The following is a 21,162-nucleotide window of genomic DNA, read 5'->3' as shown; positions in this document are numbered from 1 at the left end:
TCGGGGATCGGCACAAACTCAGAATTCTCCTTTGTGTAAATGAGTTTTTGGGGTTGACAGGACGTAAACAGAAATAGATTCCCTTCTCTGATCTTATCCTTTGCCTGAAAAGCCACATAGCATATCACTTTATATTGCGGATATTCCTTGATAGTATTAACAATCTTTGGAACCAGATCGCCTAAAGCCTTGACATACTTGTTGGATACGAGGATGATCAGTTCGTGGAGGCAAGTTATCACGATTGTAGGTATTGAGATAGATTTGCTCGATGTTGTATTTAGAAGTTATTTGGGAGATAATTTTTTCCAAATTTTCTTGATTTTTTAGTTGTTCCATACGCTAATATATTTCTGGTTCATACTTAGATAGTCCCTCCAAAAAAGAGTATCCCATCAATGAAATCCAGTATTTCATCGTTATCACGGTCAATTCTATATCCGATTTGTTGGTTGCTCAATACGTCTTCCAGACATAGTTCCAGCAGACTGCGCCATTCTTGGATAGGCTTCTTTTTAAATTGATCATGGAGATATTTCCAAGGCCTTTTAATCCATTTGTACCCCTTGCCGTATAGCTCTTGCTTTTTATCCTTAGGGTATTTCCATTTGGTATTAATATCCATTCCTTGTTCAAGGATATATTGATAATGACCCCAATAGCAGTCTAGAATAAAAAGAAAATCATGGTAGTAGTGGAGTATATTGGCCGGATTGCCGTGTAACTTCCAGAAGTTTTTTGTAAACAAAATTTCCTTTGAAATACGTAAAGCTTTTGTCAGATCTTCCTTTTTCGAATTCCTGTACAAATCATACATGTCATTGTCATAATCATATAAGGTATCTCTTGACTTAAATTCATCTCTTTCCTTCGTCAATATTTCGACATCTCGGGGAGATAATACGTTGCTCTGTTCATGGTGATCTATGGTGTGTAACGTGCTGATCAAAGTATTCATTTGCTGAACTGCTTTCACCATATACCCTTCGAATTCGTATGAATAGTAAACACACGTAGGCATTAATCCTTCAAATAACAGGTTGAAAAGGTCACTTCGTAAAGAATATAGAGGATCTGAACTGTATATTCCGACCAGTGCTTGATAGCAATTGGTAATAGAGTCGGAATTGGTTTTAAATCTTTCCCTTTTCGGCTTATCGACCCGAATCTTTTTATAGGGTGTGCTGAACTTTTCAAATAGATCAAGATTAGGTCTTATCTTCTCGATTAGCCAACCTGCTTCGAACAGGCGCACTAGTTTTTTGTATTTTCGATAGACAATCAGAGGCGAATTATAAGTCATCCAATAATTCCGGCGTACAGCCAATGTCAAGATTTCAAATAATTCATCCTGAATATGCGTTGGTGACGAAAACTCCTTGAATGTCTCTTCCAATACGGTATACGGATTTAGTATCTCTTCTTCCGTCAGTAGTGTGATGTAACTACTTTCATATTCTACGTGATGCATAGTGTTATGGATTTGTTTCTACGCAAATGAACACAGCATCATTCACGTACCGAACCAAAACAGCTTGTATAAAACCACAACCATTGGTATTCTACTAGAATTTTCTTGTGTTTTACGATCTGAAGATATTTCGTATCTTGAACGCTGAATATTTGTTAACTTTGGACTTATGAGTACAACCAACACGACAAACCATATAGGAAGAAAAATCAGCCGTATCCGCGAACTGCGGGGGATGAAGCAGGAAGCTTTAGCTATTGAATTGGGCGTAAGTCAGCAGACGGTATCCAATATTGAGAAAAGTGCAGCTATCGAAGCAGGATTTATTGGCACAAGTAGCCGAAATATTAGGTGTTACTCCAGAAGCGATTGAGAATTTAGTGAGGAGGCTGTGTTCAATATTATAAATAACTTCAACGACAACAGTTCTAATAATGGTGCTTGGAGCTCAAATCCAACGTTTAACTTTAACCCAATTGATAAACTGCTCGAAGCTCACGAGGAAAATAAAAATCTTTACGAGCGTCTTCTAGAAGCCGAAAAATCTAAGATAGAGTATCTGGAGAGGTTGCTGAAGGATAGGTAAGATTGTAATAATGACAAGAACTTTGGTACTGCTTACGAGATGCTAAAAAGTAAAATATTAGCACTTAAAAAAACAATATTATCGAAGTATTTTTATGTCCACATATTACAGAGAGAAAATCCTCAAATTACACGATGCGCTATTTCTGTCACCATTATCAGGTCGGGAAAAATTCCAACAACTTGAAAAACAATTTGACACAGTCTATTTAGCGTCTAAAGATATTGAAGATACAAACATCAGAAATAGATGGGAAGAAATCTGGCAGGAGTTGAATAAGCATGAAGGCATGTCGTTCAGAAATCATGAGATTAGTTCATTTATGCAGACCGTAGGGAAAACTCGAAATAAAACCCTTGAAAAATACTTGCATTTTGTCTTGGAGGAGTTTTACAGAGTTCTGTAAATAAAGTTCCAAAATCCTTGTTCTACAATGACAAAACATGAATTACGGTTATTATTGAGTCACGAAAATATGTTTTCTTTTTTCTTTGATGGAATTGCAGAGACCTATGCTAACCAGCAGAAATTAGACAACGATCAACTGCCTCATATTGACTATAACGAACCATTCCAGCAAATTCCGAATAAACTGTACAAGTACATTGATTTAAAAGGAGGATTGACATCTATAATACATAGTAATATCCAATTTTCAGATCCGCTTGGTTTTTGGAAACTTGAAAAACTAGCCGATAAAACAGAATTTTGGTTTGATAGACTGTATATTGACAATTTATCATTAGAAGAAATGTACAAGGAAATCGTTCGTCAGCATCCGAGTCGTAGCTATTTTGACAAAAAGGATGTTTTCATCTATCTTCTGCATCATCACATACTCAATCTGACAAAACGGAATAAGGTGCTGTGCTTAGCAAAAACACATTTGAATCAAGAATTATGGAAAGATAATCCTACTGGAATATGCATTGAATATGACACTAATTTATTTAGGGATAAACTAATAAAATTCTCAGATAACAAAAAATACGACTTGATTGGAAATCCTGTTTGCTATGTTGACAAACTGATAAAATATCCAATCAGATTAACATCGTATTCTTGGCTTTCCAACCTTATTTTTGTGAAGAAGAGCGATCCGTTCGCCAGAGAGGGTGAATATCGTATTCTGTGTACAGATGAAATTATAACCCAGTCCGGCAAATCATTTCCCGTAAAGATCGGATAGAAAACGTCGTAAACATGCTCCTATACGACAAATTTAATACGACCTCACCGCTACGTCCAACTTTTGATAGGAGTTACATCAAAAAAGTCTACTACAAAAACACCGTCGAAGATGAGCGAACCGCTCTTGGAAGAATTGAAAAAGTATGATATTCCTTTGGAGAAATTGTAATAATTAGATTTCGTATGTAGATCTCTACTTTTTCTGCTCTTTCAGATCTTCCAATTCTCGCTTTGCCCGTTCTGCCTGCTCCGTGGATTGTCTTGCACTTTCTTCGGCTTTTCTAATGGCAAGCAACCCTTTCTTCCTCTTGCTTAACCCAAATTTTTAATTGTTTGGGATTGTTGTAGTAGATGGAATCAATATCCAATGATACCTGTGGATAAAATAACCTCACCATGCGGATTTTGATGTCGCTGTCGTGCAGAGCGGAGTTTGACCGCCAAAGCTGAAAGCTGACAAAAAGAGAAAGCACTGACACAAGCATCAATACAGCACCCGTAATGATATACGGTCGTTGCCGTCCTGTAATGCGATGCTCTACGGTCATCTTTGTTTTCTGTGGCATTTCACCTATCAGTTTCTTTTGTTCATCCAGTGCCGTCACCAGATGACCCGTTGCCTCGATATGCTTTAGGATGGATGCTTTCAGTCCGACAAGCGTTTCATCCTTTACGATATGCTCCAATTTTTTGTTTATTTGTGCCAATTCTTCCGAATAGTCTTTGGTTTCGCATTTCTGTTTTTCGAGTTGTTGCACACGTTTGTCCATTAGTACCGCTATCTCCTGTTGGTCTTTAACAGCGGTCTGTAATTCCTGTTCGTTCATTTCTTTAGTGTTTTATCTGCTTATTCCCCTTGATTTTTCTTCCTCCGGTTTCTTTTTTTTCCTGCGCCACGTTGGGTCGGGTTCGGGTTCTATCGAGGCGGGCATATTCAATAGGTCACCGAGCAAGCCCATTCCAGTTTCGTATGCTTCCGAGTGCTGTTCCTGTTGTCCAAGTACCTTCCTTATCTGGTCGGCAAGTGTAGGGGTTTCCGTAGCGGAATGCGTTATGCCCATTGCTCGGTTTTCGCTTAGCTGTTTCTCCATGCCTGCAAAACTGAATTTGCGGTCGATTGCCGAGCCTTTGAACTTTACGTTATCCTTTTCAAAGGAAATGCCCTGCACTTCATTTGTTCCGCTTCGATATTTGTAATGGATGTCGATGCCCTGCCTTGCAAGCATCGTTTCCACCTGTTTCCATGTGGTGGCTTTCGCCATCACGGATTTAAGCGAATCGTGTATGGCATAACGAAGTTTGTCGTTGCCCCGAAGTGCCTGCCTGTTAACCTTTGCCTTGCCCTTGCCAAGATGGTAGCCGTATCGCTCTGTTATTTCCCTGCATATCTTTCGGCTTTTGTGCCAATGGTTATAGTTGCCAATGGTCTTCCCCCTCATTATCTACACGGTTGTACACAATATGCAAGTGCGGGTGCTTCTTGTCTGAATGAAGTACGGTAACGTATTGGGTATTCTTGATGCCCATCTTCTCCATGTATTCCCGTGCGTGCTGTGCCATTTTCTCTAAGGTAAGTTTATTCCCGTCCTCGTTGCTCCAACTTAGCACGGTATGCCCCACGGCATTGCCAAGCTGTGGGCGCATCTTGCGCTGTGCATTCAAATCGGCAATGGTGGCTTTAATGTCATAATCCCTAACGCCTGCCGAATCCAGAACAAAGGACTTCTCCGTTCCAACAGGTAGCGGACACAACCGCCGAAACTCTTGCCCGTGATTACCTTAGCTATCATCCCTGCCCATCCTTTCCATTAACCGCTCCACTTCGTTCAGTAAACTGCGCAGATTCGCCATGATTGACACAAGCCCTCCCTGGTGTGCAAGCTTGGTCAACTGGTTTAAATTGTTTGCCATGCCTGACAATGTCCGTAGGTGTCCTGTTTCTTCTTTTGACAGTCTCGGTCTTATTTCGGCAGTCTTTGCGGACTGCCGGAACCAGTCGCTTATCCGCATGCCCGCATTTCTCGCTTTCCCTGCAATCGCCAAACGTTCGGTTGGGGTTATCCGTACCACGAGCGAAACGCTCCGTGTGATGGCTTTTTTCGGACGGCCACGCTTGCGTGCTTTTCCGTCCGTTTCCTTTTCTTTCGCCAATTTTTTCATTGGCGAACCTCCCCAAGTTTACGGACTGCGACCATCGGGAGCATCCGCCGTTCCCCACACTGCGGAGCGTGGGGAAACGGTTTTTTGCATTGCAAAAAAATAAACTTGCTCCCTACAGGACGACAAAGGTTTACCTTTGGAGAACTGACTGCGGATTGCATGTCTTTCCGGTGGTCTTTCCACTCTTTGCAAGTGCTATTCTCCATCTTCGCCCCCCTCCATCAGCTTTTGGATATCCTCGTACTTGTAGTACATCAGTCCGCCGATTTTCTTGAACGGCAATGTACCGTTCACACGTAGGTTCTGCAACGTGCCTGCTGATATGCCGAGCAACTTGCGTACCTCGTAGCTTTTGAGCCATGCCCTCGGCTCGTGTCCGTGTTTTCTTGGGTGGGGGCTGTGCTTTCTGATTTCTTCCAACAGCTCCTTTTTGAATTTTTCGAGGTCATCCCTCGTGATAAGCTCTACATTCATCTTTCCTCCTTTGTGTTATCGTTAAAAATCTGTTATTAGGCTAACGGAAACAAACGGTATGTTTCCGACCGCTTTTGGTACAAAGGAATGGGATAAAGCTGTTCAGAGGATGACCATTATAGGCGTTTGGTCAATTTTGGAAGAGTGTATATGGTAAAAAAAGGAAGACTAATGGTTTAGGTCTATGTCCACTCGATTATTTGTTTAAGTTTTGATTTGTCAATACCTCCACCATTTTTGGAAATGTCGCCAATATCATTTTGTGTTTTGATAATTTTATTATCTATAAGTACCCTTGAAACAATGCTTCCAAAGCTATTTTTAACTCTTGCATAACGAAAGAAAGTTTTGATGTTTGCTGATTTCTTGTCTGCAACCAATTTGATTTTTTCCTCAAAAAATGTTGGTATTGTCAAGTTAACCAATTGTTGATATTGTGCCGTTTTCAAACTACGATAGTTTATGGCGGTATAGTTTGGATTAAGTGGGAATGGCGAAATATCCACAACAAGTAATCCTATTTCATTACAAACAGTAATGAACTCTCTTTTGTCGGTTATATGTTTATTTAATATATCCCCCAAATCACTTCGATAGAAAAATTGAGAGTTGTTTGTATTTGGATTATAGATATATTTTTTGTCTATTCCCCAAAGTGGTGCTTCTGCAAGCATCAAATAATTTACTGATTCGATTTGTTTAAAGTTATTAAGCCAAATTCTATATATATCATTGAACGCTTCTTCTAAGTAAATGCTGTCTTTGTCAAACTTGCTTAAAAGCCCATTTTGGTCATAAAATGATTTTAGAATCTTTTTATTATTAGAGTAGTTCATTTACGATATTCTTTTTGTCATATCTTGACGCTATTCAATCTATCCCAAGACTTTTATGCATGGCTCGCCATTCTTTTCCAAATTCAATGTTTTCCAATGCTACTTTTCGCTTTTCTTCGGGCAAGCATTGAATACATGTTGGATACTGAATACCTTTGTAATGCTCTTTACACTTGGGGCATAGCTCCATGTTGTTTAAATCAAAGTTAGATGCGCATCTTTTACAAGCAGTAATTGTATCCTCGAAAGAAAGATATTTTATGTTGTCGTCTAAATAGAATAAAAAGGCTTCTTTCCCAATCATTACAATATCTTTGTTTTTTGCCATTTCTCTTTGCAACCAATACTTTACTTGCGATAAGTTATGCTGATTTCTCCATTTGTCTTTTGATACGAAACATTTATCACGAACTTCAAACGCTTCTTCATTTTCATAAAAAGTTGCGATAAGTTCATCTACCGACTTATAAATTGGTTCATCAAATTCGTGTCGGCATTCGGTACAACGATATTGCGGAAGTTTTCTCACTCTCTTGTTAGGGCGGTTATCCCCACAATTTGGACACAAAGGAACAGGCTCATAATCATAATTTTTTATTATGTGTTTCCTAAATTCACTTTTATCGACAGCGGTGTTAGAATCCTTGAAAATTTGAGCATATTTTCTGATTACCTCTCTTTCATATTCGGCATATTTTCTTGGGTGGGAAAGATGCTGTATTGTTAGTGTTTCTCTGCTATCACATACTTCGCACTTTTCTTTGATAACTTTAATTCTTCTTTCTTTCCAATCTCTTGTATGCCACGCTCGTTTTCCCTCTTTATAATCTTTCCAATACAATTCCTTTGCAAGTTCTAACGTAATCTCTTCATTAGCCAATTTTTTCCTCAATTCGATAAGCTCGTTGTATGTCAACATATTCCATTTACTTTTAATGCTTCCACTTTAAAGGTTATAACCTTTTTTTGATTATACTGAGAATAGTAAATATACTATTAAACCACTAATCTTCTTCGGGTACAATCTTGAAAAACTTGTCCTTTTCCCTTATCGGGCGGTATTTTGCACCTCGTTTTTCTTTATCTGCAGTAAATCTGCTCCTTATGGTTTCAATGTTGAGTGTATCCTCGCCGTGTTGGAAATATTTACATATCATCTTTGCCCATACCATTTCCGTAGACGCACTCAAAATACGCACACCATTTTCGTTAGGGGTTCTGATTTCACGAAATTGGTGTATGAGATCTAAAAAGGTACTCAAATACCCATTTGTTATTTTCACTTTATACTTGCTTTCGTATATCTTCAATTTTTCAAGTTTTTCGTTCTGCGTTGCAAGTTCCTCGTCCTTATCTGCAAGTTGCTTTTTCAGAGAAGCAATCTCCATATCATAACGTGTAATGGTAATATCAACAGGGTCACGGTATCCGTAAGTGTTTATGGATATGAGATAATCTCGGAAAGTCCGTAGACATTTGAGGTGGACACGATTACGTGCATGTTTACTCGAAAAAGGGGATTCCTTTCTGATAGCTTCGATATGGTCGGACACTATTTCCCTTACGTGTTCATAAAACTCTGCTTCGGAACATTTGCCCGTATTTACGGCATGTTGCATGTGATAACGGTAATATTGTTCCTGTTCTTCGTTACCTATTTCGTACAGTCTGGCAAGGAAATGGTTGTCATCATAGTTCTTCCAAGAACCAATGGGATTACCGATATCGTAGAGGTGTTTTCTTCCACTAAATGGTCGGCGGGCTTTAAAATAAGTATCTCTCATGGTAAATCACTTTGTATACTTTAAACACTAAAAAAGAGACAGTACAAACGCACCGTCTCTAACAAATATACTGAATTTGAGGTTTTTTTGGGGAATGGCGGTCTTTTCAGCTTCCCGATGCCATACGCTCCTGTAACCTGCCCATATCCTCGCTCAATTTGCTTTCCACTACTTTGGCATAAATCTGTGTGGTTCGGATGCTCGTGTGTCCGAGCATCTTGCTCACCGATTCAATGGGTACGCCGTTGCTCAATGTGACCGTAGTGGCAAACGTGTGCCGTGCGATATGGAACGTAAGGTCTTTGCTTATTTCGCATATCTCTGCTATCTCCTTTAGGTAGCCGTTCATCCGTTGATTGGAAATGACAGGGAATACCGTTTCGTTAGTCACCGCTCTTGGGTCATCGCTATATTTTTCCATCAGTTCCCTTGCCTTTGGCAATAGGGGGATACGAACACTCGTGTCGGTCTTTGCCCTGCTCGTAAATATCCAGAGGTTACCATCTATGCCCGTGATGATGTTATCGGGCGTAAGTTCGGCAAGGTCAATATAGGCAAGCCCCGTGTAGCAACTGAACAGGAACATATCCAATACCTGTTGCAAACGCTCAACCCTAAACCGTTTCTTCTCGAGCTTGGCAAGCTCCTGCTTTGTTAGGCTTTCACGTTCCACTTTGTCAAAATGTTTCCTAAACTTCGCAAACGGGTCTTTTGCAAGCCAATCCATTGTGACCGCCATGTTTACCATCTTGCGGAGACGCTCGATGTGCTTCATGATACCGTTGTTGTTCAACGGTCTATGGTGGTCTTTCGGTTTATAGGTACGCAGGTAATGTTCAAAATCGGAGATAAACGTATAGCTTAGTTCCGAAAGTGATATATCTGTACGGCGGTACTTTTCTTTCAGAAAGCGTTTGATATAGCTTTGCGTGGTATAATAGTTCTTCATCGTACCGTGTGCAAGTTTGCTCCCCTGCTCATTATTATGGTACTCCATCAGACTGCCGAGCGTTGGCTCTGATTTTGAAGCCCCCGTTACACGCTCACGGATGACCGCACCGTCTACCATACTCCCCGACAACACCAATTCTTGGTAGGCATCAATGATTTTTGCCTTAAAGCGGTCAAGGAAGCGGTTAAGCTCTGCCGTCTCTTGACGGCTTCCTTTTGCCAAACCTTTCTTTACATCCCATCCCGATAGGGCAATGGAACGTTTGACGGATATTTCCGTACGTTTGCCGTTCACCGTTACCCTTGCATAGATAGGTGCTTTTCCCTCTGCTGTCGTTTTCTGTTTCTTGAGGTAGAAGATTACCCCGAATGTGCAATGCTGTGTGTTCATATCAATTAATTTTAATGGTTGCATATCCGTATTTTGGTGCTATCTGATTGGGTTTGATATGAAAAGGGTCACCAATCGGCAAAAACCCTTTATCAAACGGCTACAAAAAGCAATAAAATAAACAGGTACAACAAGCTGATTTTTAATTGTTTGAGCCCGTTCCGGTGACCCAAAATTAGGAATAGAAAACAGGTAACCGAATAGGTCACCTTTTCTTTGGTTTTACTTGAACAATTTGGGGTAGAAAAAAAAGAAAAAACCCTCTAATCATACGATTAGAGGGTTTTTGACCGCCTTTGTAGGCTTCTCTGTCGGGGTGGCAGGATTCGAACCTACGACCTCCACATCCCAAATGTGGCGCGATACCGGGCTACGCTACACCCCGAGAAGGTATCACCTTTGTCTTGTGTGGCACAAATATACAATCTTTCAGGATATTTTACATATGTTGAAACCAACAATAAATTAACATATTGATTATTATGCTAATAAATTGCAATTGTTAGGACACATAATCTATGTTTTAAACGTTTATACTAATAAATAGGATTAAAATACGATATTTGGGCAGGAATAGCTCATTCCTTAATCCATAATTTTCAAAACGATTATGACGAAACTATTTAGAAATTGCTTATTACTTTCATTGCTATTAACTGGTTGTGTTTCCAATAACAAAGAGGAACAAGCAACTGATTCCACAACAGTTGAAAATCCAGAAGAATATAACCTTTCCAAAACGGATATCTTGGAAGATTATATATTAGCTCTTGATTCCTCAGATATCGAAAGTGTCGGAAAAGCTACTGCGAAATTCAAAGAACTATTCGATCAGAGAAGCGATAGTATCCAAAATGACAAAGGGGTTGCCCTAATTATGGATTATATAGATAAGGTTTCTATGTATGGTAGTCGTTCTGCCTTTGAAGAGGATGTCAACTACAGACCGTTGGTCAATGTTGAATTTGATGGTGGTAAGGCGGCTGTTCCTGAAGATCTAGAACAAGCTTATGAAAAGATCAATAAAAACGGGTTTAGAGTAAGAGAAGTTGAAGGTATGTTTGACCTTGAAGCGAATCCAATTTATTTCCAGGAAAACTTCTACCCTTTTATTTCTTCTAATTTAGAAATATTCCTTCAGCAACAAGCGAGAGATAATATGGAAGGGTTTGCTGCTGATGCTGCTATTTCCATTCCTTTTCAAACGCTTGTACAACGAACAATTTGGTATGAAGACTTTGCTAACAAAACTAAAGGAACAACCGCTGGAGAGAAAGCTAAGAAGGAATATGATAAATATTTTGGAACCCTTACTATCGGTATGGACAATACTCCTGCAATCGAAAGTCAGCAATTAGCTCCTTATTTCCAAGAAGCCTATACTTACCTTAAAGACTTCGCTCCAAATTCTGAGACTTACAAAAAATTAGAACCCTATATCGCTCTTCTTCAAGAACAAAAAATCGATGAAGCAAAAGCTTTACTTCCGAATTTGATTGGAAGGGGAATATAGTGGGTAGATGTGAGATGTGAGATGTGAGATAGAAAGAAAATAAAAAATAACTAAGATAGTGTCCCGGAATTTACCAAAACCCCATAAGACTGTTGATTTGCATGCTGAGTCATTTTTGGCTAATCTTGAAGACTATGAATTAGATGAACTAGTTGCAGAATCCTTAGATTATTTGCGAGATCAATTGGATGCCGCTATATATTGGGGATATCCTGAGATAAAATTTATACATGGCAAAGGCAAAGGTATCCTCAAAACTGCCGTTTATGATGAACTAAGGATCTACAAACAATCTGGGGCAATAAGTCATTATCACCCCTCCTATTCCAACGAAGACATTGTCGTTGTTGTAATTGGACTATAAGACTTTAATTCGATATACTTGATATGGATCTTGAACGAGATCCTTTCCATTATTCCATTGTGGCAGCAATTGCATTTGTGCGCAGGAAAAATAAAGATATCCATCTGACCCAACACCCAATGAATCTGGCCATAAAAGTCTAGGATCTTGTACTACGATTTCAAGCTTGCCTTCTGGCGTCAGTCTTCTCACAGAATAATCCAAAGAAGTCGTTAAATAAATATTTCCTTCTTTATCAGCTACAAGTCCATGAGTAACCCCTACTTCACCCATATTTTCAACCTTCGCAATTAATTCATCTTGAGTAAGAGTTGAGTCTGCTAAGAATTTGGTTTCGATCCTATAAAGGTTTAATTCATTTATGGGCTTAAAATAAAACCATTTATTATCCTTAGTTAAGGCAATACCATTCACATTGGATTTAAAAGGGTTTCCATTTTTATCTCTCATCTCATGCCCATTATAACTTAAGACAATATCTTCCTTTGCCAATGTAAATTTTGTTTGGCTCAATGCTTTCCTGGTTTTACCAGTTTTTAGATCAAGGACAATGATGGCAGCTTGTCCTGGGTCTGACAGGTATGCCAGTTCCTTTTCTGTATCTACGCGAACATCATTCAGTCCAGATTTACTTTTATCCAAATCATCGAATGTAAATACACTCATCACCTTATTGTCTTTGAGATCGATCTGAACCAATTTAAATTGTCCTTCTTGCTTTTTGTCTTTTCCATCTGAACCAAATATTGAACCCGATGATGCTGGTTTAGAATCCAAGACCCACAATTGATCTTTGGTATCTACATAGATATCTTGAACATTTAAAAAGAGTTTTTTGTAGTCACCCTCAGTTTCATTCCATTCCTTATTTGGATAAGCTACTCGTTCACCATTGACAATTTCTGTCAACCCAAAAAGATATGGATCTTTCTTAGGAAAAGAAACAAATACTCGATTATCAGAGGATACAGAAACGCCGATTGGTTGTGATTTCCCAAAGGAAGCTACTACTTCCAAATCGGAACTTTTGGTTTGTGTCATAGCATTAAAATTTATCGTAAGTGCAATTAAAAATAATGAGCTGATTTTTTTCATGAGAGGGAGATTAAATTTGGGGAATCAAAGACATTAGACATTAGACAAAAGACATTAGACTTTTGTTTGGTTGAAAATAAAAAAGTGGCTGGTGGGGACACCAGCCACGGCAGTATTAGTCATAGACAATAGACAATAGACATAAGACATTAGACTTTTGCATGGTTGAAAATAAAAAAGTGGCTGGTGGGGACACCAGCCACGGCTATTTTACGAAAGGTTGAAGTCTAAATACTAACTACTTAATACTAAATACTACTTAGCAGGTGTAATTGTAATTTTTCTGAATTCGATTGGTCCATGGTCACCTTGGATGTACAATGGTCCTGGTTCGCCTTCTTTACTGTCAAGTGCGCCACCTGTAATACCAGGGATTTCTTGTTTAGTGATTACAGTTTGTCCGTTGATAGAGATAGTTACTAATCTACCGACAAGTGTAATTTCCATATTGTTCCATTCATTCGGGCCTTTTGTTACTAATGCATTAGGCGTTAGGAAACCATAGATTGCACCGAAATATAAATTTCCTGGGTGTCTATCTTTTGGAGAGTCTTCGATCTGAACTTCATAACGACCTCTCAAATAAACGCCTGAGTTACTTCCTTCAGGATATTTAAATTCAAGGTTAAGTTTAAAGTCTTCGAAGTTTTGTTCTGTAATTAAGTTAGCACCTGCTGCTTCGTTTGTCAGAATACCATCTTTAACTGTCCATTTATTGTTTTCATTTGATGGTTTCCAACCTGTTAGATCTTTACCATTAAACAATTCCACTGCTGTTCCCCAAGTTGGTTCTCCAGTACGGTTTAGGTAAGGTGCTTTAGTTCCTGTAAAAGTATACTTTTCACCGTTATTGCTTGTGATTGTACCTTTTATTTCGGCACCAGCTAGTTCACCTTCGATTACAAAATCACCATTTCCACCTTCCCATTGTGGAGGGATTGCAAAAGAGAACTTACCATCTTGAAGTTTGATATGGGAAACAGGTCTGCTACTTCCGCTATCACCTACCCAGTAACCTACCAATGTAGTGAATCCTGACAATTTAATTTCTAACCAAGAAGGCACTTGTTTGCCATTTTTGTCGACATTTAAGTCCCAACGTCCCAGAAGGTCTTTTGATTCTTCAGGGATTGTTTGCGATGCGGGGTTATGTTCCACTTCTTCTTTTTTTCTTGCCCTTGATTTTCTGCTTTTTCTTGGGTTCCATTTTGACACGAAGTCAGGCCTAATCCAAGAATACTTGTAAAGGCTAAACCGTAAGCAAATTGTTTGATCATCTTAATTATATTTGATTGATTATTTATTAAACTTTATAGTATTGTTCGAATCCAGTTCTTGGAGGAGGTCCGATCAATAAGGCATTTGCAAATTTATCATTTGTAATTTCTTTTTTCACTGGATCGAAGTCGAATTTACCATTTAATCTTTGTGCGATTACTCCCAAGCAGAATACTTGGCTCAACGGACCTGCTATTTCGAATGAAGATCGGGTCTTTTCTTCACCTTTACAAGCTTTCAAGAAGTTTGCAAAGTGATTTGAAGGAGATGCAGGGACTTCAGGCAGCTTATTAGCTAAGTCATTTGCTTTATCTTCTGGAATAATGGACAGCGTACTACCATGTGACCCACCTTTGAAAGTAAGGTCTTTACCATAGATTATTTTTCCTGGGTTCAATTTCGCAGGTTCAAGGTTTCCTGTGCTTGGAGGAGGTATATTAGGATCTAGTCCAGAGACTCCATATCCTTCTGGAATTGGAGGCAGATTGTTGATTCCGTCGTACCACATGATATCCAATGCCGGCATTCCTCTACGTTTAGGGAAGCTGAATTTTAAAGTAGATGACATCGGGAAGAAGAATGAGTTATGTCCTTCCAACATTTCTGCACCAACTGAGGTTGGCAATCCCAAATTCAGGAATTCATGAGCTGTATCTAGAATATGCGCTCCCCAGTCTCCTAGGGCTCCCATTCCGAAATCAAACCAACAGCGCCATTGTCCATTGATAAAGTCTTTATTGTAATTATGTCCGATAGTTTGCATTTGCCATACATCCCAATCTAATGTATTAGGGATTGTTTCGGCTGGTGGGAAATTCTTAATGTTGACATCCCAACCATGCCATCTTCTTGGCATATTCATGTGACCAACGATCTGAGTAACATCTTTTATGATTCCGGCGTCTTTCCAAGCCTTAAATTGGAAGTAATTGGCGTCTGAATGTCCTTGATTACCCATTTGTGTAGCCAGTTTAGGATTTTTCTTAGCCTTTTCCATCATAAGTTCTACTTCCAGAAAAGTACGTGCCATTGGCTTTTCTACATAGACATGCTTTCCTAAATCCAGAGCCATCATGGTAATTGGAAAATGCGAAAAATCTGGCACACCAACCGAAACGGCATCGATTTGATTTCCCATTTTATCGAACATCTGTCTGAAGTCTTGGAATCGTGGAACATCAGGGAATTGTTTCAGTATAGCTTCCGTATGTTTTGCGCCCATATCCACATCACATAATGCCACGATATTACATAATCCTGTTTTATATAAATCACCCAATATTTCGGCAGCTCTGTTTCCGATTCCCACAGCGGCAAGGTTGACACGTTCATTTGGCTTTGCCATCAAGATATTTCCTAGAGGGCTACTTGCCATTGTCAATGCTCCACCAGCAATTATGGACTTTTTTAAAAAACTTCTACGAGAAAAATGGTGATTCATCAGATTCTGAGTTTAGGTTTACGAATGTTACATGAATGATTAGCTTAAAATTAAAAAAAAATCCTAATTTCAGACACCTAATTGGATATTAATCCATAAACCTGTTACAATAAAAGACAAAATATGATGAAAAGAACCTTTTTTAAATCTGTTTTCACTACTTCTTGCACATTTCTATTAATAAGTTCGATGAGCATTTCCTGTCAACAGGATCAAAAGACTTCTGATGGTTGGGAATTATTATTCAATGGCAAGGATTTGACGGGTTGGAAGCCATTGGCTGGTAAGGCAGACTATCATGTAGAAGATGATGCTATCGTCGGAGTAATGACTAAGGGTACACCCAATTCATTTTTGGTCACAGATCAAGAATACGGTGATTTTATATTGGAACTTGATGTAAAATTAGAAGGTAATACAACGAATTCTGGAATTCAGACTAGAAGTCATTTTGATTCTACGGCAAATAATGGTGCAGGACGTGTTTATGGGAGACAGATTGATATAGATCCGACCGAGCGAGCGTGGACAGGAGGAATTTATGATGAGGGAAGAAGAGAATGGCTCTATCCATTAGATTTAAATCCGACAGCAAAAACTGCATACAAACCTAATGATTTCAATCATTTTAGGATTGAAGCTATTGGAAATGAAACCAAGACTTGGGTAAATGGAGTTCCTACTTCTTTTGTAATAGATAGTTTAGATGATTCTGGTTTTATTGCTCTACAAGTGCACAGCATTCCTGATTCTCTAGACGGTAAAAAGGTATATTTCAAAAACATCAAGATTCAGACGAAGGATTTGAAGCCACAGGACTTTCCGAAGGAAATGTATGTGGTGAATACGAAAGCTAATGATTTATCAGAGGCTGAAAAGGCAGCTGGGTATTCATTGTTGTTTAATGGGAAAGATGCAAGTGGTTGGCACAGCGCCAGAGGGGGTGAATTTCCAGAAAAGGGTTGGAAAATAGAAAATGGAATTATACAGGTTCAAAAATCTGATGGTGGTGAATCTACCAATGGTGGGGATATCGTAACAGACAAGCAGTATAAAGCCTTTGACCTCTCTTTTGATTTTAAATTAACACCTGGGGCAAACTCAGGCATCAAATATTTTGTGACCTTAAACGAAGAAACCAAGGGTTCTGCTATTGGTCCTGAATATCAGATTTTAGATGATGAGCTTCATCCTGATGCAAAATTAGGGAAAGATGGCAATAGGACATTGGCTTCCTTATACGACTTGATCACTTCTGACCGTAACCCTAGACCTCGAAAACCGATCGGAGAATGGAATAGAGGCAGGATTGTGGTTACTCCAGACAACCATGTCACTTATTATTTGAATGGATTTAAGATGTTGGATTTTGTTAGAGGTTCTGAAGATTTCAGAAAATTAGTTGCAGGTAGTAAATATAAAGATTGGGATAAGTTTGGGGAGGCTGAACAAGGTCATATTTTATTACAGGACCATGGGGATCAGGTATCCTTTAGGAGTATCAAGATAAAAGAATTATAAATAAAATGCCCCGAATGATTCGGGGCATTTTTTATAATTGCGATTTAAAATCTTTTATTCTTGATTGGAAATTCTCAAACTCTGATGATTGCAAATTAATAAAGCTATTATCTTCAAGTTTCCCTACCACTTCATTCATTTCAGCTTCAGATTCGTACACCATCAAGCGGAAAGGATTGTGATAATCTTTGCTTCTAGAGTTATAGATCTCATCACAAATCCATTTTTTAGTTTGAAGAGCCTCATCAAAAAGTTCATTCCAAAATTCTGCATTCCAATTTTGAGGATCTGTTTCAGTGATTTCTTGTAAGGATGCCAAGCTGTGCTGAAGTTTATCCTGTACATAATCACTGCTCAATTGTCTGTAGTTTGAATGCATTTCATCCCATGAATCTATCTGTCCAGATTTTAAATTGTTCAATAGATCATCAAGTTTACTAACAGGAATCAATTGACTACCTACGTTTTCAAACTCTTCTCTTTTTAAACCCTTATCAATCAATGACTTTATATTATCGTTAAAACCATTTGGATCAACATGTTCCATTAATTGGCAGACAGCATAATATCTAACTAGTTTTTTAAATAGATGGAAAGACTCTTTTGGTTTCAAAAGAAGAACTTTTCTTTTGGAGAATTCAGCATTGTCCAAGAATATTTCTTCGTTTGTTTTCTCATTGTTGTTTAACCACTGTAAAGGGTCTGATATATTCAATGATTTGCTAACGGCCGATTTAATCTCTTTGATTCCTGTAAATATTTCATTTACTGTATCAGGAGCTAAGATATCATATTCAAAATATTGGTTTTTGAAAGATCGCTTGTCCCTACTGATGAATTTATTTGTATTACGCATTAATGCGTACATATTATACATAAACCAATAGCCTGGAACAATCACCAATCTATCATGAGTAACGTCATTGCTTACTAATGAGAATGGAAATTTAATATCCAATTCATGCAAGAAATCACCTTTAACGATCAAGGTGTATGAGGCAAAACGTGAATTATGTTTAAGGCTAACACATAGGCCTGGCCAAAAACCACGCCCTGCGATTATTTCGCCATCGGCCCCTCTTGAGTTATGATTTGAACCTACCGTTGCCCCTGCCGCCATATTACTTTGCCCTTTGATCAAGGCTGCACATAAAAACGAGTTATTATGATGTTGCTCATGCGCGGGGAAAATCAGCGAATTTAAGACTTCACAACAAGAAATGGTAGAATTGTCTCCCAAAAAGGAGTTAATCAACCTTGCACCGTATTTCAGCTGGGAATAAGATGATAAGATAAAGCGTACAGCTTTGACGCCGTAAAACACACGGCAACCATAACCAATAATTCCATTCACCAGTTCACACCCTTCTCCAATTTGTGTATAAGCTTCGGAAGTGGAATTGATGGTTACATTTTTAAGCTTACTTACCCCTTTTATATAAGCATCCGATCCAATTTTCACATTTTTAAATGTGTGTGAATTTTTAATAACTGTACGGTCCCCTATTTCACTATAGTAACCTCTGATATCATTGAATTTTTGGTTGGTTATATCGAAGAATCTCTTCTGTAATTCTTTATCTTGTCTATTACGGGTCCAAAGATAAACGTCTGCAGCTTGCATACCGTCAAAAGGCAAGACAGAGCGTCCCCCATTTTCATTACACAACTCTAAAAATATTCTGCTTTTCTCTGGGTCTCCTTCCTTTAGGATTCCATTTCCAAATTTCGCATTGGAGCTGGTTTCCATTTCGTTGACATTTAAAAGGATTACTTCATTGCCCACGATAAAATGAGCAATATAACGAACCTGATGAAGAGCTACACAATCACCTAAGTCACAAGAAATAATTTGAGAATTATAAATTCCGACAGGAAGTCTGATATCTCTATATTCCAGATATACCTCTTCCATATCACCAATTCGTACCAATCCAAAGAATTTAGATCTTTTGATTTGTTGGGGAATGAATTTATCAGTTACGAGTACATCATTCCAATCTGTTGACTCATTATTATTTAATTCGAGGATTCGAATTTCTTCTTCGGTGAGGTTTCTGTAGTTTTTGTTGGATTTATTCTGTTCAAACCTTAAGTAGTATTCGTCTTTACCTTCAGGAAGATAATCGGCGGGTATGAAATCATACCCGATCCGATTTAATGGTACCTTTATTATATATCCCATAAGATGTTATTCCACAGTTACTGATTTTGCTAAGTTCCTTGGTTTATCTACGTCTAAACCACGGTATACTCCAATATAATATGATAGTAGTTGCAGCGGCACTACCGTCAATAGAGGAGCAATAACTTCGTCAGCTTCTGGAACAACCATTACATCATTAGAAATAGTTGGAGTTACTTCGTCTCCTTGGGTCATCACAGAGATCACCATACCTTTTCTAGCTTTGATTTCTTGGATATTACTTACTATTTTTTCATGGTATGCGTCCTTACTTGCAATAAATACTACTGGCAATTCTTCATCTACCAATGCAATAGGACCATGTTTCATTTCAGCTGCAGGGTATCCCTCCGCATGGATGTAAGATATTTCTTTTAATTTCAGGGCACCTTCAAGTGCAGTTGGGAAGTTATACCCACGGCCTAAATAAAGTACATCTCTTGCATCTTTATATTTATAGGCTATCGCCTTGATATTGTCGACTTCATTTTCCAATACCCATTGAACTTTTTCCGGTATATCGTTTAGTTCTTGGCACAGCTCATTAAAGCGTTCATCAGAAATTGTTCCTTTAGCTTTAGCTAATTTAAGTGCGAACAGCATTAAGACTGCTAATTGGGCGGTATATGCTTTGGTACTTGCTACACCTATCTCTGGTCCTGCATGAGTATAACAACCAGCATGCGAGATCCTAGCGATTGATGACCCTACTACGTTAACAATACCGAAGATAGTCGCTCCTTGCTCTTTAGCTCTTTCAAGTGCCACCAAAGTATCTGCAGTTTCTCCACTTTGAGATATTGCAATAATTACATCATCAGATGAAATCACTGGGTTTCTGTATCTGAATTCGGAAGCATATTCCACCTCTACATTTACTCTGCAAAGTTCTTCGATGACATATTCCGCTACCAATCCAGCGTGCCAACTTGTTCCGCAGGCAACAATGATAATTCTTCTGGCATTTGCCAATTTATCTTGGATTGCATCCACCCCGCTTAAAATAATTCTTTGTTCATTCAGCACCAATCTACCTCTTAAAGAATCGGCAATAGTTGTTGGCTGTTCGAAAATTTCTTTAAGCATGAAATGGTCATAACCGCCTTTTTCGATGGCAGCCAGTTCAAGGTCAAGTTTTTGAACAAATGGGGTTATAATTTCATTACCAAGGTTTTTAAGGATTAGTTCATCTGGTTTGACAATAGCCAGTTCATAATCATTAATGTATACTACTTCTTTAGTATAAGCCAACATTGGAGATGCATCTGATCCCAAGAAGTGTTCATTATTACCGATACCGATAACCAATGGACTACCTTTTCTTGCAGCGATAATGGTATCAGGTTGATCAGCAGCGATAATTAGAATTACATAAGCACCAGTGACGCGTTTTAAAGCGATTCGAATGGCTTCTTCCAGACCACATTCGTTCTTAGCTTGTATATCTTCAATAAAGTTCAACAGAACTTCAGAGTCCGTATCCGATTTAAATTCATAACCCGCTTTAGACAGCTCGCTTTTCAGTTGAGCATAGTTTTCTATGATTCCGTTATGAATCATTGCGAGTTTTCCAGATTTTGAAACATGGGGATGTGCATTTCTATCTGAAGGTTCACCATGAGTTGCCCATCTGGTATGGCCAATTCCGGTTGTACCAGCAGTGGATTGATCACCTACGAACTCTTCCAATGCAGCTACTTTTCCAGCTTTTTTATAGACTTTTACGGTATCCCCCTGTTGAAGGGCTACACCTGCACTATCATAACCTCTATATTCTAATTTCTTCAAGCCATCTATTACAATAGGGTAAGCTTGACGCGTTCCGGTATAACCGACAATTCCACACATACTTGTTTCTCGTTTAATTTAAGTTTTAAAATATTTAATAAATATATAAAATTTCTTGATGCAATCGTTTGCG

General features: G+C 38.6%; 22 protein-coding genes and 1 tRNA gene. 7 read left to right on the top strand and 16 right to left on the bottom strand.

Annotation, left to right across the window (positions count from 1 at the left end):
* Positions 1-364: 364 nt before the first annotated feature.
* Positions 365-1,471: a hypothetical protein gene (locus FGL31_RS06875; RefSeq protein ID WP_138090236.1), complete on the bottom strand. Its 1,107-nt coding sequence runs from the start codon at positions 1,469-1,471 to the stop codon at positions 365-367.
* Between the two features lie 169 nt (positions 1,472-1,640).
* On the opposite strand from FGL31_RS06875, the gene relB reads away from it, so the two are divergent.
* The 4 genes from relB to FGL31_RS06860 all read left to right on the top strand — a co-directional run bounded on the left by relB (position 1,641) and on the right by FGL31_RS06860 (position 3,246).
* Positions 1,641-1,844 (top strand): type II toxin-antitoxin system RelB family anti-toxin, encoded by a 204-nt coding sequence (gene relB, locus FGL31_RS24735; RefSeq protein WP_232046334.1) that lies wholly within the window; start codon positions 1,641-1,643, stop codon positions 1,842-1,844.
* An 18-nt stretch (positions 1,845-1,862) separates the two neighbouring features.
* Positions 1,863-2,057 carry a hypothetical protein gene (locus tag FGL31_RS24730; protein ID WP_232046333.1) on the top strand — a complete coding sequence of 65 codons (195 nt, stop codon included), beginning with the start codon at positions 1,863-1,865 and terminating at the stop codon, positions 2,055-2,057.
* A gap of 94 nt (positions 2,058-2,151) precedes the next feature.
* Positions 2,152-2,463 (top strand): hypothetical protein, encoded by a 312-nt coding sequence (locus FGL31_RS06865; RefSeq protein ID WP_138090234.1) that lies wholly within the window; start codon positions 2,152-2,154, stop codon positions 2,461-2,463.
* Positions 2,464-2,490: 27 nt separating this feature from the next.
* On the top strand, positions 2,491-3,246 hold the full coding sequence (locus tag FGL31_RS06860) for a hypothetical protein (RefSeq protein WP_138090232.1): 756 nt from the start codon (positions 2,491-2,493) through the stop codon (positions 3,244-3,246).
* A gap of 283 nt (positions 3,247-3,529) precedes the next feature.
* Here FGL31_RS06860 and FGL31_RS06855 read toward each other — a convergent pair whose 3' ends face one another.
* The 10 genes from FGL31_RS06855 to FGL31_RS06810 all read right to left on the bottom strand — a co-directional run bounded on the left by FGL31_RS06855 (position 3,530) and on the right by FGL31_RS06810 (position 10,229).
* Positions 3,530-4,075, bottom strand: a complete 546-nt coding sequence (locus FGL31_RS06855) for a hypothetical protein (RefSeq protein WP_138090230.1) — start codon at positions 4,073-4,075, stop codon at positions 3,530-3,532.
* Positions 4,076-4,087: 12 nt separating this feature from the next.
* Entirely contained in the window at positions 4,088-4,687 is a 600-nt protein-coding gene (locus FGL31_RS06850) for a relaxase family protein (protein WP_138090228.1), read from the bottom strand.
* A complete protein-coding gene (locus tag FGL31_RS06845) occupies positions 4,659-5,000 on the bottom strand; it encodes a relaxase/mobilization nuclease domain-containing protein (RefSeq protein ID WP_138090226.1) in 342 nt (113 codons plus the stop codon). Before FGL31_RS06845 ends, FGL31_RS06850 begins: the two co-directional genes overlap by 29 nt.
* Positions 5,001-5,027: 27 nt before the next feature.
* Positions 5,028-5,408, bottom strand: coding sequence for a plasmid mobilization protein (locus tag FGL31_RS06840; RefSeq protein ID WP_138090224.1), 381 nt, complete (start codon positions 5,406-5,408; stop codon positions 5,028-5,030).
* 195 nt (positions 5,409-5,603) lie between these two features.
* Positions 5,604-5,882: a helix-turn-helix domain-containing protein gene (locus FGL31_RS06835; RefSeq protein WP_138090222.1), complete on the bottom strand. Its 279-nt coding sequence runs from the start codon at positions 5,880-5,882 to the stop codon at positions 5,604-5,606.
* Between the two features lie 182 nt (positions 5,883-6,064).
* Positions 6,065-6,718, bottom strand: coding sequence for a hypothetical protein (locus tag FGL31_RS06830; protein WP_138090220.1), 654 nt, complete (start codon positions 6,716-6,718; stop codon positions 6,065-6,067).
* Positions 6,719-6,752: 34 nt separating this feature from the next.
* On the bottom strand, positions 6,753-7,637 hold the full coding sequence (locus FGL31_RS06825; RefSeq protein ID WP_138090218.1) for a hypothetical protein: 885 nt from the start codon (positions 7,635-7,637) through the stop codon (positions 6,753-6,755).
* 85 nt (positions 7,638-7,722) lie between these two features.
* Positions 7,723-8,502 (bottom strand): hypothetical protein, encoded by a 780-nt coding sequence (locus tag FGL31_RS06820; RefSeq protein ID WP_138090216.1) that lies wholly within the window; start codon positions 8,500-8,502, stop codon positions 7,723-7,725.
* Positions 8,503-8,608: 106 nt separating this feature from the next.
* Positions 8,609-9,868 (bottom strand): site-specific integrase, encoded by a 1,260-nt coding sequence (locus tag FGL31_RS06815; RefSeq protein ID WP_232046330.1) that lies wholly within the window; start codon positions 9,866-9,868, stop codon positions 8,609-8,611.
* Positions 9,869-10,155: 287 nt separating this feature from the next.
* Positions 10,156-10,229: transfer RNA gene (locus tag FGL31_RS06810), tRNA-Pro, on the bottom strand.
* Positions 10,230-10,454: 225 nt separating this feature from the next.
* Between FGL31_RS06810 and FGL31_RS06805 the strand changes: the two genes are divergently transcribed.
* Together FGL31_RS06805 and FGL31_RS06800 are read left to right on the top strand one after the other, a co-directional pair.
* Positions 10,455-11,357 carry a hypothetical protein gene (locus FGL31_RS06805; RefSeq protein WP_138090214.1) on the top strand — a complete coding sequence of 301 codons (903 nt, stop codon included), beginning with the start codon at positions 10,455-10,457 and terminating at the stop codon, positions 11,355-11,357.
* A gap of 58 nt (positions 11,358-11,415) precedes the next feature.
* Positions 11,416-11,721, top strand: a complete 306-nt coding sequence (locus FGL31_RS06800) for a Smr/MutS family protein (protein ID WP_171017567.1) — start codon at positions 11,416-11,418, stop codon at positions 11,719-11,721.
* On the opposite strand, the gene FGL31_RS06795 is transcribed toward FGL31_RS06800, so the two are convergent.
* From FGL31_RS06795 to FGL31_RS06785, 3 genes are all read right to left on the bottom strand, one after another.
* Positions 11,716-12,762, bottom strand: a complete 1,047-nt coding sequence (locus FGL31_RS06795) for an SMP-30/gluconolactonase/LRE family protein (protein WP_232046329.1) — start codon at positions 12,760-12,762, stop codon at positions 11,716-11,718. The two genes, FGL31_RS06800 and FGL31_RS06795, sit on opposite strands and share 6 nt — an antisense overlap.
* Positions 12,763-13,071: 309 nt before the next feature.
* Positions 13,072-14,031: a 3-keto-disaccharide hydrolase gene (locus FGL31_RS06790; RefSeq protein WP_232046328.1), complete on the bottom strand. Its 960-nt coding sequence runs from the start codon at positions 14,029-14,031 to the stop codon at positions 13,072-13,074.
* Positions 14,032-14,119: 88 nt separating this feature from the next.
* Entirely contained in the window at positions 14,120-15,535 is a 1,416-nt protein-coding gene (locus tag FGL31_RS06785) for a Gfo/Idh/MocA family oxidoreductase (protein ID WP_138090206.1), read from the bottom strand.
* 189 nt (positions 15,536-15,724) lie between these two features.
* On the opposite strand from FGL31_RS06785, the gene FGL31_RS06780 reads away from it, so the two are divergent.
* Positions 15,725-17,056 (top strand): 3-keto-disaccharide hydrolase, encoded by a 1,332-nt coding sequence (locus tag FGL31_RS06780; RefSeq protein WP_197734388.1) that lies wholly within the window; start codon positions 15,725-15,727, stop codon positions 17,054-17,056.
* Between the two features lie 31 nt (positions 17,057-17,087).
* On the opposite strand, the gene FGL31_RS06775 is transcribed toward FGL31_RS06780, so the two are convergent.
* Both FGL31_RS06775 and glmS read right to left on the bottom strand, forming a co-directional pair.
* The gene (locus FGL31_RS06775) at positions 17,088-19,241 is read right to left on the bottom strand and encodes a DUF4954 family protein (RefSeq protein ID WP_138090204.1); all 2,154 of its coding nucleotides are present in this window, start codon (positions 19,239-19,241) and stop codon (positions 17,088-17,090) included.
* 6 nt (positions 19,242-19,247) lie between these two features.
* Entirely contained in the window at positions 19,248-21,089 is a 1,842-nt protein-coding gene (gene glmS / locus FGL31_RS06770) for a glutamine--fructose-6-phosphate transaminase (isomerizing) (protein ID WP_138090202.1), read from the bottom strand.
* Positions 21,090-21,162: the final 73 nt, after the last annotated feature.

It is taken from the genome of Sphingobacterium daejeonense (assembly GCF_901472535.1).
GTDB classification, from domain to species: domain Bacteria; phylum Bacteroidota; class Bacteroidia; order Sphingobacteriales; family Sphingobacteriaceae; genus Sphingobacterium; species Sphingobacterium daejeonense.
The sequence above is the reverse complement of the archived record's forward strand: the minus strand, read 5'-3'. Positions and strand labels throughout refer to the sequence as shown.